The organism is Prosthecobacter sp. (assembly GCF_044373815.1).
Classification (GTDB): domain Bacteria; phylum Verrucomicrobiota; class Verrucomicrobiia; order Verrucomicrobiales; family Verrucomicrobiaceae; genus Prosthecobacter.
The window spans coordinates 1-13175 of record NZ_JBIPNG010000010.1 but is presented as its reverse complement, the minus strand read 5'-3'; the positions used below and the strand labels follow the sequence as shown (position 1 = coordinate 13175).

At 59.8% G+C, this 13175-nt stretch carries 12 protein-coding genes and 1 other RNA gene; 7 read left to right on the top strand and 6 right to left on the bottom strand.

Annotated elements, in window-relative coordinates; all coding sequences use genetic code 11:
* Nucleotides 1-434 precede the first annotated feature (434 nt).
* On the top strand, nt 435-851 hold the full coding sequence (gene hisI / locus ACIREA_RS01830) for a phosphoribosyl-AMP cyclohydrolase (protein ID WP_397379963.1): 417 nt from the start codon (nt 435-437) through the stop codon (nt 849-851).
* A gap of 522 nt (nt 852-1373) precedes the next feature.
* Here hisI and ACIREA_RS01825 read toward each other — a convergent pair.
* The 3 genes from ACIREA_RS01825 to ACIREA_RS01815 are packed head-to-tail and all read right to left on the bottom strand — an operon-like array spanning nt 1374 to nt 3563.
* Nucleotides 1374-1571, bottom strand: a complete 198-nt coding sequence (locus ACIREA_RS01825; protein WP_397379962.1) for a hypothetical protein — start codon at nt 1569-1571, stop codon at nt 1374-1376.
* 26 nt (nt 1572-1597) lie between these two features.
* The gene (locus tag ACIREA_RS01820; RefSeq protein WP_397379960.1) at nt 1598-2398 is read right to left on the bottom strand and encodes a hypothetical protein; all 801 of its coding nucleotides are present in this window, start codon (nt 2396-2398) and stop codon (nt 1598-1600) included.
* A 52-nt stretch (nt 2399-2450) separates the two neighbouring features.
* Nucleotides 2451-3563 carry a hypothetical protein gene (locus ACIREA_RS01815; RefSeq protein ID WP_397379958.1) on the bottom strand — a complete coding sequence of 371 codons (1113 nt, stop codon included), beginning with the start codon at nt 3561-3563 and terminating at the stop codon, nt 2451-2453.
* Nucleotides 3564-3700: 137 nt separating this feature from the next.
* On the opposite strand from ACIREA_RS01815, the gene ffs reads away from it, so the two are divergent.
* Nucleotides 3701-3795, top strand: an RNA gene (gene ffs, locus ACIREA_RS01810) — signal recognition particle sRNA small type.
* A 19-nt stretch (nt 3796-3814) separates the two neighbouring features.
* Here the strand turns inward: ffs and ACIREA_RS01805 are convergent.
* Both ACIREA_RS01805 and ACIREA_RS01800 read right to left on the bottom strand, forming a co-directional pair.
* Nucleotides 3815-5110: a hypothetical protein gene (locus tag ACIREA_RS01805; protein WP_397379957.1), complete on the bottom strand. Its 1296-nt coding sequence runs from the start codon at nt 5108-5110 to the stop codon at nt 3815-3817.
* On the bottom strand, nt 5110-5370 hold the full coding sequence (locus ACIREA_RS01800; RefSeq protein ID WP_397379955.1) for an acyl carrier protein: 261 nt from the start codon (nt 5368-5370) through the stop codon (nt 5110-5112). The genes ACIREA_RS01805 and ACIREA_RS01800 overlap by 1 nt, the downstream gene beginning before the upstream one ends.
* A 279-nt stretch (nt 5371-5649) precedes the next feature.
* Between ACIREA_RS01800 and trpC the strand changes: the two genes are divergently transcribed.
* Nucleotides 5650-6435, top strand: a complete 786-nt coding sequence (gene trpC, locus ACIREA_RS01795; RefSeq protein WP_397379953.1) for an indole-3-glycerol phosphate synthase TrpC — start codon at nt 5650-5652, stop codon at nt 6433-6435.
* A gap of 60 nt (nt 6436-6495) precedes the next feature.
* On the opposite strand, the gene ACIREA_RS01790 is transcribed toward trpC, so the two are convergent.
* Entirely contained in the window at nt 6496-7398 is a 903-nt protein-coding gene (locus ACIREA_RS01790) for a LysR substrate-binding domain-containing protein (RefSeq protein ID WP_397379952.1), read from the bottom strand.
* Nucleotides 7399-7491: 93 nt separating this feature from the next.
* On the opposite strand from ACIREA_RS01790, the gene ACIREA_RS01785 reads away from it, so the two are divergent.
* The 4 genes from ACIREA_RS01785 (at nt 7492) to ACIREA_RS01770 (ending at nt 13122) form a co-directional block, all read left to right on the top strand.
* Nucleotides 7492-8925: a DUF1501 domain-containing protein gene (locus ACIREA_RS01785; protein WP_397379950.1), complete on the top strand. Its 1434-nt coding sequence runs from the start codon at nt 7492-7494 to the stop codon at nt 8923-8925.
* A gap of 277 nt (nt 8926-9202) precedes the next feature.
* The gene (locus tag ACIREA_RS01780; protein ID WP_397379948.1) at nt 9203-11539 is read left to right on the top strand and encodes a PQQ-binding-like beta-propeller repeat protein; all 2337 of its coding nucleotides are present in this window, start codon (nt 9203-9205) and stop codon (nt 11537-11539) included.
* Nucleotides 11540-11999: 460 nt separating this feature from the next.
* On the top strand, nt 12000-12701 hold the full coding sequence (locus ACIREA_RS01775) for a pirin family protein (RefSeq protein WP_397379947.1): 702 nt from the start codon (nt 12000-12002) through the stop codon (nt 12699-12701).
* Between the two features lie 43 nt (nt 12702-12744).
* Nucleotides 12745-13122 (top strand): hypothetical protein, encoded by a 378-nt coding sequence (locus ACIREA_RS01770; RefSeq protein ID WP_397379945.1) that lies wholly within the window; start codon nt 12745-12747, stop codon nt 13120-13122.
* Nucleotides 13123-13175: the final 53 nt, after the last annotated feature.

The window sequence follows — 13175 nt, the reverse complement described above, 5'->3', positions numbered from 1 at the left end:
ACCACGCATGGAATATCCCTGAGTGAAGGCTGTCTGGGATGTTTTTGGCCGTTATAGCGGTTTTCCAAAACGGATTTCCGGAAAGCAGCGCGCGTGGCGATGCTCGACGGTGCTTGGAGGACCATGCACCCGCCTTGCGCTGGGCACGCACATGCCCAGCGCAGGTAGGGCTGGCGTCCTCAGCCAGCCGCCGTCGAAGCCCATGATTCTCGAGCAAGAAACAGCCTGCTAAAAGGAAATGAGTCTTGGAAACTGCTATCCAATGATCGCAATTCCAATATGAAGTGGTCCGCACATTCCATGTGCGGTCCGGGGGCCAGCGGCCGGCTGCCCCCCCCGCCTCCAAATTCCAGAACGACTCGCGCTCCCATCCAGTAACAAGGCGATTGAGGTGGTTGCACGGGTAGGATGTGCCGCTAGCATAGGTTCTTCCCATGTCCGCCTCCCCACCCATCTCCTTCGCCGCCCGTGAGTCGAAGCATGCCATTGAAGAAGGCATGCTGTTTGCCCCAAAATTCGATGAGCATGGCCTCATGCCCGCGATGGCGGTCGATGCCGAGACCGGTGCGCCACTCATGTTGGCCTACATGAACGAGCAGTCCCTCAAAATGACGCTCGAACTCGGCCAGGCCGTTTATTGGAGCCGCAGCCGCAATCAGCTCTGGCACAAAGGGGCCACCAGCGGCGAGTTTCAGGAGATCATCGACATCCGCACCGACTGTGACCAGGATGCGCTCGTTCTGCGCGTAAAACAGCACGGCGGCGGCTGCTGCCACACCAAACGTCCTACCTGCTTCTATCGCATCGTCAAAAACGCAGACGGCGAAGCACTTCTGGAAGCAGTGGAATAGACGGGCCTGTTTGCCGTCAGCCCTGCCTGGCGCATTTTAAATTGTTACGTGTCCTATAAATTCAGGGCAGCCAAGGCGGTGCTCCCTCTCCCCGCCCCTGACACACGACGACACCAAAGCCCTTTCTTTGGGGGAGAGGGCTGGGGTGAGGGGATTGGCTTCGGGCCCGCACGATGGCATGAGTTAAAAGGGCTATAAAATAATTTCAAACGATCGAGTACTTGGCCTGCAAGCGCTAATGGCGTGAAGGTAGGGCGGTTGGTCCTCCAACCGCCGCCGAACGTCCCCAAGCACCCTGTCCGGAAATCAGTTTTCGGAATTCTCTAAAGCAGCCTGTTGAAAGACCCATCTGGAGTCCTTGCGGCCGCAGTCAGTCAGGAGAGGGATCATTTTGATCCCTCACAGCTTCGCTTCGTCCACCTCTTTCAAATTGGCCCAAGATGCCTCTTCGGCTCCGCCATGCCAGGTCTCTCAAATCCTCACCAACGAGGTTTTTCAACAAGCCGTCAGCTCATCAACACCTTAGCGACTGCCAGGAACCATGCCGCCGTATTTGGCGTTGCCTTCCCAGGACCGAGGGCGGTTCCATGGGAGACTGCTGTACTGACTGCCATCCGGCCCCACCACTTTCTTGCGTTTCGGTTCATCCGAGGCACAGGAGGAAAGGGAGCATGCGGCGGTGATTGCCAAAAGCAGAAAGCTGAGCAGTCGTGTCTTCATGAGGTTCTCCCTATGCACGAGACAAATCAGTTTTGCACCAAGTTTTCGAGGATCACCCGGTCTCCTGGCATGATCACCTGACCATTGACGACTGCTTCCGGCACGATGGCGGCCATCGAATTTTTGCCATCAACCGTCATGATGCTGATCTTGCCGACGGTCTGTGCGCCACGAGTGACAATCAATTTGGTCTGCTCGGTGAGACCCGTAATCTTGCCTGCATCAATGATCACAAAGCCCCAGTCATAGTTCACGGCGATGACGCGGGAGCTCAGGCTGTTGCGCTCAAAGTTTTTACGGCGGTCCTCAATTTTGTGCATCACTTCATCCACACGCTTCTGGATGCCAGCCACCTTGTCTTCCTCAGCGGCCACCTCTTTCTTCTTGAGTTCGGCCTGCGCTTCAAAATCGAGCTTTTCCTTCTTCAGCTTTTGGATGCCTTCAACCATCGTCTCAGGCTTCATGCCCTGCGGGAGATCTTTGAGGAGGTCGTCCTGTGCCAGTTTCTTTTTCTCTTTCACCGCAAACTCTTCCTGAGTGCGTGTGATTTCTTCCTGGGTTTGAGCCAGCTTGTTCTTCTGCGCCTTGAGCTTCTCTGCCTCGACATCCAGATCACCCTGCACGCGGGCGATGTCTGCCATCAGCTTGGACACCTCGCCCGAGCCTGGACGAAGCAGCTTGTCTTGGGCGCTCTTTTGACTCGTGATGCTGGCGTTAACCCCTGCCACCTTGGTGCGAACGTCGGCAAACTCACGCCCGTTTTGATAGGCGAAGAAGCTGGCTACGAGGATCACCACTGCGCTAAGGATGAAAAGAACTTTGGTCATGGGAAAGGGGAGGGGCTGGGAAAGGTGTCAGGCGACTAACGGATGTCTGCGATCACTTGGCGGCCGGTGGTGCTGTACCAAAGGGGTCCGCAGTGCTGGGTGGTGGCGTGGCGCCTCCGGCTGGAGGTGCAGCAGGTGGGGCGGTGCCAAACGGATCAGCGCCCATGGCGGGAGCTGCAGGTGCCGCTGGGGCCGGGGCCGCAGGGGCTCCAAACGGATCAGCACCCATGGCGGGAGCTGCAGGAGCTGCGGCCGGAGCAGGCGCACCAAAAGGATCAGTGCCCATCGCTGCACCTGCTGCAGGAGGAGTGGCGGCTGGGGCAGCCCCTGGGGCTCCAGTTGCAGGAGCAGCGGCTCCATCAGGCGTCTTGGTTGCAGCGGTCTTGGCGCTCTGTTCAGCAGCAGCCACCACAAGATCACCCGAGCGGATGTGCTCACCTTCTGCAAGGCTGCCTTTGACCAGATCGGCCACCGAGGAATTTTGCTCCACATCACGCACTTTCAGCTTGGCGACCACGTCCTTGCCGCGTTTCACTTCGAGATCGGCATTGGCAAAAACACCACCGCCGTTGCCCTTGTTAAGCACCACAAAGCCCCAGTCAGTATAAGAATAGGCGACTTTGGCGGTGAAATCGTCGTCCACAATGCCGCGGCGGCCACGGGCTTCGCGTTCCTCGGCCTCTTTGGCCGCATTGGTCAGGCTGGTGATTCTTTCTTGGGCGGCAGCCAGATGCTGAGTCTGATTTGCCAGTGCCGATTCGGCTTCAGCGCGTTCTTTCTTGATGGCATCAATCTGGGCCAGCAGCCCCTTGATGTCGCCCGCCTCATCAATCAGTTTTTGGTTCTGAGCCACCACCTTGGCGGTTTGCTCCAGATTGGTCTTCACCGCAGCCAGTTCTTGCTCAGCGGTCTGCACCTTGGCGGCAAAGTCTGCCACGGAGGTTTTGGTGGTTTCGAGCTCTTGATTGGCCATGTTGCGCTGCGTCTCACGGCTCTTTTTCGCCTCTTCTGCTTTGGCGATGTGGGCCGTCATGGCAGCCAAGTTTTCATTGGCGAAACCCTCGCGTTTACGCTCCTCCACGAGCAGTTTTTGGTTTGCCCAGGCAAAATAGCAGGCGGTGCCCAGACAGACGGCAGAGAGAGCGGATAGAATTTTCCAGACCATACGAAAAGCGTAATTTGAGAATTTAAAGACTAATTTTTACCGGAACCACCGGGTTTCGACAACACCAATTTTCACCCATTTTGTCTTTAGGCTGCAATCTTGCTTGTGCCCGATGAGCCCAGCAGCTAGATCACCAGCGTCAGGGACCGCGGATGTTCAGCTTGCGAACCCCGCCAGGTCCTGACGGAAGCAACGGCAGCCTGCCTGTCCATGTCGCGGTTCCCTGGCACTCTTATTAAAATTCATTGCGGTCACTCTTCCGCAATGCCGGTCAAATCCGTCCGAATTCGCTGATCCAGCGCTTCGATCTCCGTTTGAGACACTCCGTCTCCCCGCCATGCCAGGGTCACCGTGATGAGCCCGGCGTAGTCAGAGACAAAAATGCCCAATCCCGGCGGCGTGCTGACGCTCGGAATAGTACAGATGTTTTGCACCGCAGCTCCCGCAAATTCTTTGCGCCCCGGCAGAAACGAGCCGGTATGCGAATGAAACAGGCTGCAAATCTGCCCCATGTTCGTCCAGCGTACCATCGGGATGAACGCACTCAGTGGCAGATAAGCCGCCAGCGTCGTCAGCGCCTCGGATGCCTGCGCCCTCTCCTGCTTCATCGCCTCACGGTACTTTTCCAGCACATGCGCTACCGCCTGATCCAGCGTGCCCAGCGCCCCGGCATCTAGAAACAGCGGCATGGCGCCCATGTGGTTGCCGAAAATCAGCTCACGGCTTCTGCCCCGCAGCTGCATCGGCAGGTGCAGGTGGATCTCCGGACTCTGCCAGTCACGCCGTTCATGCAGCAGCCGCAAAGCACGTGCCGCGATCGCCGCATAAAACGGCATCTGCAAAAAGTCGCCGCACAGCGTGCGCAGTCTCGCCGTGGCCTTCGCAGACTCCTCACTGGAAAGTTCGATTAGCCGGTATTCTGGCCGTCCCCCCGTGGGCATCCCCTTCATCCATGCGGAAAGACATCCGGCAGAGGTCATCTCATGCAGCCTGTCTGTCAGCGGTTTGGCTCTCTCATACACGCGGGCCATGCTCTCGCGCGCAGGCATGGTCTGGGCTGGCGGCCCTGCTGCACACGCTCCCTCAGCCAGCTTTTCCAGCAGCAGGTTGATCCCCGTCCCGTCCAGCAGCGCATGCCGCCAGGTCAGGAGAATCACATGCCCGCCGTCCGTCCCCCATGGAAAAACCTCCATCCATAAAGGTGTATTCAGTGCTCCGCTGCTGCCTCTGCCCTGCAACCGTTCCTGAATAACCTCTTCGCCAGGGGGGAGCGATTGCACCCCATGCCAGCAGATGGGCGGTGCAGTAATCGTACCATGAGTCTCCCAGACCCACCGCCAGCCGCGCCATTGCCGCTTCAGTCGCGCCCCCAGCATCGGATGCTGCGCATGGATCTGTTCCCACGCCTGCGTCAAAGTCTTCGCGTCCGGTTTCGCCTCCAACTGCAGCACCGTCACCCCCCAGTGAGTTCCTTGCCCGCTGCGGCGCATGAAGCTCTCCAGCCCCGCGAGGAAAAAATCGACCGTGGTGGCGGGCAGGATCGGCATCAGGCGGCTAGGCGGCGTTTTTCTCCCAAAAAGCCCGCCAGCGCACTGGCCGTGGCAAAACGCTCCCGCGTCATCTCCGCCGGATTGATCGTCAGCCGGAAACGTTCCTCGATCAGCAGCAGCAGCTGCATCATCGCCATGGAATCCAGTCCCATGGAAAACAGATCCGTGTCAGGGGTGAGGGGCTCCTGCGGTTCCAGGATGTGTTCGGTGGTGAGCAGTTCGATCACGGCGGCGGGACTGATGGGCACTTCGGGCATTCCTTGCAGAGAGAGCCTGCTTCACGGGCGGCGTCAAGAAGCCCCTGCACGCGTATTTTGCCTTCAGACCGGTTCTCAAAAAAAAGGGTCATTTTGATCCGGCGAGCGCAGCGGCCCCAGTGGCAAGGAGAGTGCGCCGCCAGCTATTTGAAAATAACAGGCAAGCGCACGACGCCGCCAATGGGGCCGCTCCGCCGCCGGGCAAGGTGACTAGATTTTTGAGAGCGGGTCTAGTCGAAGGTTGCACAACGCCATCCCTCCGCCACCGTGCGCCCCCCTATGAATAAGCTGGACGAAATCATCGCCCACAAGCACACCGAACTGCAACGCCTGCTGCCGCGCGCTGAAAAGCTCCGCGCCGCCGCCGCCCTGCGCAATGACGTCCGCTCCTTTTACGATGCCCTCCGCGCCGACCCCACGCGCCTCAGCATCATCGCCGAGGTCAAACGCGCCTCACCCTCCGTCGGCACCATCGCCGCAGACTTTGATCCCCTGACCATCGCCCGTGGCTATGAAAAGGCCGGTGCCAGCGCCATCTCCGTCCTCACCGACGAAAAATACTTCCAGGGCCGCCTCGAATACCTCTCGCTCATCCGCGAACAGCTCGACATCCCCTGCCTGCGCAAAGATTTCATCATTCACGAGGCCCAGATCTTCGAAGCCGTCGTCGCCGGTGCCGATGCCATCCTCCTCATCGTCGCCGCTCTCGACCAGCCCACCCTCGAGCACCTCCTCGAAGTCGCTCACACCTTCCAGCTCGATGCCCTCGTGGAAGTTCACAACCTCCCCGAGCTCGAACGCGCCCTCGCCACAGACGCCCGCATCATCGGTGTGAATAATCGCAACTTGAAGTCCTTCACCGTCGACCTCGCCACCACCGAGCAACTCGCCGAAGAAATCCCCGACGACATCGTTCTGGTCTCTGAAAGCGGCATCAAAACTCCCGCCGATGCTCTCCGCCTCGCCGAAGCCGGCGCCGACTCCCTCCTCATCGGCGAAACCCTCATGCGCAGCCAGAACATCCTCGCCGACCTCCCCCAGTTCCGCGCCTCCACCGAAAAGTAGCCACCTCGCTCCGCGAGATGAGCCCAGCGCGTTCGCATCTGCGCAACACTCTCAAGTTACCTACCCCTTCGCCAACTGCGCCGCCAGCTCCGCGATCAAACTCGTCAGCGTCGTCAGCTCTTTGCTCGCCTCCTGCTTCGGCAGCACCAGCAGCAGCTCCGTCGTCGGCACCGGCGCAGCCAGCGGCACAAACACACATCCCCCGTGTGGCATCTTGCTCGCATGCCCGGGAATCAATGCCACCCCGCCCAGGGTTGTCACTGTCCCCAGCATCATCGAAAGCGAATCCACCTCGCTCACAATCTGCGGATCAAACCCCGCCTGCTGACAAATCGAGCGCAAAAACTCCCGCCGCACCGGGAAAGACGTGTCAGAAAGCGACACCCACCGTTCATTCTTCAGCTCCGCGAGCTTGATCGTCTTCTTCTTCGCCAGCGCATGATCCTCAGGCAGCAGCGCGGCCATTTTGTGGCGTGACAGCGTCCGCGTGTTGAAAAAGGCACGGTCACTCTCAGAGATGTTCCCGAGGATCGCCGCATCCAGCTCATGGTTCCGCAGCCGGTCCAGCTGCGCACGCGGCGGCAGCTCAAACAAGCTCACCTGCGCCTTCGGATGCCGCTGCCGGAACTCACGCACCGCAGGCACCACCAGATCATCCAGAAACGGCGCCAGAAATCCCAGCCGTAGCGTACGGCGTGCTTTCCCATACTGCTCGCGCAGCTGCTGCGCACTCGTCTCTGCATCACACACGATCTGCCTCGCCTTCGGCAGAAAAAAACGACCCGCCTCAGTCAGATAAATTCGTTTCCGAATGCGATCAAACAACGCCACCCCCAGCTCCGCCTCCAGCACGCCGATCTGCCGGCTCAGCGCAGGCTGCGTCACATGCAGTCGCTTCGCCGCGGCAGAAATGCTCAAATCCTCGGCGGCGGCGATGAAGTAACGAAGCTGGTGAAATTCCACCCCGGATCAGACCACAGACCGGCACAGTGCGCAAATCGTCCGCACATCCGTAAGGCGGCCATTTGGCGAGCGTAGGTGGCTTGCGCGCATCTTATGGACTCACCACTCTTTCGTCCCTCAATGGACCGCCGGGCCTTTCTCACGGCCTCGACGCTGGGATTGGCATCGCTGCGTTTCGGCCCTGCCTTGAGAGCTTCCACCGGCCCTGGAGTTCCCGCCGCCACGCTCGCAAAGCCGGCGAAATCCACAGTCCTCTTCTTCCTCTGCGGCGGTGCCTCCCACATCGACATGTGGGACATGAAGCCCGAAGCCCCTATGGAATTTCGCGGCGAGTTCAAACCCATCCGCACCACCGGCGCAGACATCCGTCTCTGCGAGCACCTGCCCCTTCTCGCCAAACAAGCGCACAACTTCTCCCTCGTCCATGGCGTCACCGATGGCGGTCGCGCCACGGGCGATCATCACGCAGGTTATTATTACAACCTCACCGGCCACGCACCCGATCCCACCTTCAAGCAGCAGGGCAATGACCGCCGCCCTTATCCCGAAGACTGGCCCTACATGGGCAGTGTGGTCGGCATGAAGCGGCCAGTGCATCCCACGCTGCCGCAGATCATCTCGCTCCCGCACAAGCCCAGCAAACTGCCCTTCACACGCCCCGGCCAGTTCGCTGGCCGCATCGGCATGGAGTACGACCCATTTTATCTCAATGGCAGCTTCGATGAACCCCTGAACTTCAGCGCCCCGACCATCTCAATGTCCGGCAGCATGACCGCCGCACGCATGCAGGACCGCCACGCCTTGTTGAACGCCATGAATCAGGCCCGGCGCGAACTCGATCACGAAGCCGCCGTTCAAAACTACGTCAAACAGCAGGAGCGTGCCTTTGACCTCTTGTCGTCCAGCGGCACCTCAAACGCCTTCGACATCAAGTCCGAGCCCGACAAGCTGCGCGCCCGCTACGGCAACACGATCAATGGCACCAGTCTCCTCATGGCACGCCGCCTCGTCGAGGCCGGTGTCCCCTTTGTCACCGTCTTCTGGAAGGAAGATGAAAGCACCGCCGCCCAGTGCAAAAGCGCCGGCGGCTGGGACACCCACGGCGACAACTTCAACTGCCTGCGCAAATATCTCCTGCCACAGTTCGATCAGGCCTTCTCCGCCTTCATGGAAGACCTCTCAGGCCGTGGCCTGCTCAATGAAACACTCGTCCTCGTCACCAGTGAAATGGGCCGCATGCCCAAAGTCGGTGATCGTCGTTCCGGCGGCACCCTCGGCGCAGGCCGCGATCACTGGACCTCCTGCATGAGCGTCCTCATGGCCGGCGCCGGCATTCGTGGCGGCCAGGTCGTAGGCGAAACCGATGCACGTGCCGAACTCCCCAAAGACCGCCCCATCTACCCCGAGGACATTACCAAGACCGTCTATTACGCCATGGGCATTCAGGACCTCGAAGCCAAAGACAAGCTCGGCCGCGCCTACAACCTCCTCGATGAAGGCAAGCCCCTCACCGAGCTCTTTGGCTGATCCCCTTCCATGATGCATCGCATGAATGGCATTCAGCTAAGACATGATTGCGTCCATCATGCCTCCTCTCCTAGCACCAAATGTGCGACCTATCGCAGCCCAGGGCAGGCGAGCCTCAGCGAGCGCCGCCCTGGGTTGCGCCACCCCCTCCGGAAAGCAAACCCAGCATGCAGCCGCAGTCTGCCGGGAGCCAGCAGCGTCTGCAATTCGCTCCGCCGCAAGCCTGCGGCATGGGGCGCGCAACAGCACCGCTGAACGTCTTTAACCAATCACCTTCATGCATCGCATCCTCCTCACCGCCCTGCTTCTCTCCGTCGCCCTCCACGCCGAAGACTGGCCCCAGTTCCGCGGCACCAATGGCACCGGCATCTCCCCCTCCAAAAATCTCCCCCAGGACTTCTCCGCCGAAAAAAACATCGCATGGAAAGCCAAAATCGGCGACGGCATCGGCTCTCCCATCGTGAAGAACGGCCGCGTCCTCACCACCGCCATGCTCGGAGATCAGAAGCTCGGCATCTTCAGCTTTGACGCCACCACCGGCAAGCAGCTCTGGCGCAGCGATTTCGACACCGGAACCCTCCCGCGCATCACTCCGCCAAACAGCCACGCCTCCTCCACTCCCGCCACCGATGGCCAGCGCGTCTACGTCTATTTCAGCACCATCGGCCTCTTCGCATTCGACTTCACCACCGGCAAAGAAATCTGGCGTCACTCCATGCCCCGTCCTGCCTACTTGATGGACTGGGGCGCCGCCTCTTCGCCCATCGTTTACAACGACACCGTCATATTCTGTCAGGACGACGACCTCGCTCCCTTCGTCGTCGCCGTGGATGCAAAAACCGGCAAAGAAAAATGGAAGACGCTGCGCAAAGAAATGCTCGCCGGTTATTCGCTGCCTGTCCTGTGCGAGGCCAATGGCCGCACCGATCTCGTCATCGCCGGCAGTGGCAAATTGAAAGGCTACGATCCCGCCACCGGCAAAGAAATCTGGACCTGCAACACCCTCCTCCGCACCATCATGACCTCGCCCGTCGTGCATGACGGTGTCATCTACGTCGCGGTGCAAAGCTACGGCGATTCCACCCGCACCTTGAAGCACGCCCTGCTCGAATGGCTCGACACCAACCAGGACAAAATCCTCTCACGTGAGGAAACTCCCAAAGAGTTCCACGAGCGCTTCGACGCCTCCGACAAAAACCACGACAAAGTCATCGGCCCCGAAGAAATCGACACCGCCTTCCAATCTCCCGACAACATGGCCGCAGGCGGTAACATCATCCAGGCCATCAAAGGCGGCGGCAGTGGCGATGTCACCAAGACCCACGTACTCTGGAACATCGATCCCAAGACCCCCTCAAACCTTTCCTCACCACTCTTCCTCAACGACCGCATCTACGTCGTCAAAAGCGGCGGCATGTCCAGCTGCTACGACGCCAAGAACGGCAAAACCCTCTGGGATCGCAGCCGCCTTGGCAACTTCGGCGACTACTTCGCCTCCCCCATTGCTGCCGCTGGCAAAGTCTACATCGCCGCCAAAAACGGCTTCATCGTCGAACTCGAAGACGCACCGCAGCTCAAAGTCCTCGCCAAGCACGACATGGGCGAAGAAATCATTGCCACACCCGCCATCGCCGACGGCCGCCTCTTCGTCCGCACCCGCGAAAGCCTCCTCTGTGTTTCATCCACTTCCTCCGCACCTGCTTTGGCAGAGACCACAAAGTCTTCCGCCACTTCAGACACCATCGAGATCATCACCGCCCAGCCCCCGCATGGTTCACGTGTCTGGAATGGCTACACCGGCAACGCCATGGGCCAGGAGTCATGGACCCAGGAAGAACTCGAACAACTCCTCAAGCGCCTCCAAACCTTGAAATACACATCCATCGCCATTCCCGCAAAAATCGCGCCATTCAAATCCATCCGCGTCGATGGCGACACCGGCGGCCGCAAAGCCTTCCACGGTGCCTCCACCTTCGGCAATCCCGAAGTCGCCGCCATCACCGCACGCTTCCGCGAACACGCCATCAAACTCGGTTTTGAAATTGTCGCCGCCGAACCCGTGGCCGTTTCCGTCCTGCCCAAAAACGACTTCGCCAGCGAAAAGGCCCTCAGCGATTTCGTCACCCCCATGTGCGGTGAAGGCGTGTCCGAGCGCATGTGGCTCGGCTTCCAGGCCATCGACAAAGCCTCGCAGCTCATCGCCCAAAACGACCCCAGTCTCGGCATCCCCGCTCCAGACATGCTGCTGCGCCATCTGAACTCCAAGAAAAGTCTGCCCGACTGGCTCACCGAAGCCAAAGCCTTCTACGCCATGGCCATGAACGAAATGTACCGCGCCAACACCCGCGCCCGCGAAGGCTCGCGCACGTTCACACTCTACAACGCCAAGCGCCTCGAGTTCACCTTCCACTACATCAGCGCCATCGAGTCCCTCTACAAATCCCACGAGACCGCCACTCGCGCCGAATCCCTCGAAGCCGCCATGGACAGCATCTACAACGCCCTCAACTCCTGGTCCGACGTCGCCCGCGACTCCACCGATCGCGGCGCCATCGCCCTCCTCAACGAATACGGCTACCGTCCCCTCGTCAAGGTCGTCAAAGGCCGCGAGTGAGCGCCACTCTCAGTGGAATAAATTGGGTCAGTTGCTGATTCCAATTCTTTCTTGGGCGGCACGACAGTTCGGTCACTGATTGACCAGCTGCAAAAGCAGGCCAGGGAGCGCGGAATTTATTCCGCAGCACTCCGCAAGCACCCATAACTCCGCGCTCGAAGAGGCCATTGTGCCCGGCATGTCATAGGTTTCCAACCCGCCCTAGGCAATGTTTCACGCACCTTGTCAGGTCGGCTTATTCTGCCCTCGACCCTGGGAATGGAAATGCACCTCTGGAAAGCAAACCCAGCGCTTCGCGATAATCATTCGGGCACCAGCAGCGTCTGCAACAAGCCCCGCTGCGCATTAGCTCCGCGATCATGCAATACTTCTTACCCCAAAGTACATTACCTCAGGGCATGAACTTGTGAAGCAGGAAGCATTGGAGGAATAACCCCGGCGGCGCGAGTACAGCGTCGTTATGAAACTCAATCTTCGCCTCTCCAACGAACGCGGCCATGCCAACCACGGCTGGCTCGACAGCTACCACACCTTCAGCTTTGCCGATTACTACGATCCCGCGCACATGGGCTTCCGCAGCCTTCGTGTCATCAATCAGGACGTCATCACCGGCGGCGCAGGTTTCCCCACCCATCCGCATCGCGACATGGAAATCTTCAGCTACATCCTCTACGGCGCTCTCGCGCACAAGGACAGCATGGGCACCGCCCGCACCCTTCTCCCCGGTCAGATCCAGCTCATGAGCGCCGGCAGCGGCGTCACCCACAGCGAGTTCAATCCCTCCAAGACCGAACCCGGCAGCCTCCTCCAAATCTGGATTCGCCCGCGTCAAAACGGCCTCAAACCCAGCTACACCGAGTGGCACCCCAAGCCCGAGCATGAGACCGCTGACAAGGTCCTCGTCATCTCCTCAGACGGCCGCGAAGGCTCCGCCACCATCCATCAAGACGCCGACATCTACCGCGTGCGCCTTGCAGCCGGCAAATCCACCACCCACGAAGTCACCGTCGGTCGCGGCGCCTGGCTCCAGCTCATAAAAGGCGCCCTCACCGTCAACGGCAAGACCTTAAATCCCGGCGACGCCGTTAGCACAGACGACACCGGCACCCTCACCCTCACCGCTACCAAAGACGCCGAAGCCCTCCTCTTCGACCTCGCCTAATCCCAACCCAATAACCGTAAACCACCGTCAACTCCCCCCTCACATGAAACACATCCCCACCATCGCTCGCCTCCTCCTCGGCCTCATCTTCACCGTCTTCGGTGCCAACATGTGGCTCCACTTCATCCCGATTCCTCCCCCACCAGAAGGCCCTGCCGCCAACTTCATGTTCGCCATCTACGGCAGCGGTTACCTCACCGTGGTGAAGGTCTTGGAAGTCACCGGCGGCCTCCTGCTCCTCAGCGGCCGCTTCACCAACCTCGCCCTCACTCTGCTCGGCCCCGTGGTAGTAAACATTGCCCTCTACCACTTCTTCCTCGTCAAAGGCGGCTATGAAATGCCAGTCGTCCTCGGAGTTCTCTCCTTGGTGGCCCTCTCCGGCCGCAAAGACTACCTCAGCACCCTCTTCTCAGCCAAATAAGGCATCCCCACGCGGGCCGGATTCGTCACTGAATCCGGCCCGCTTCTTCGATC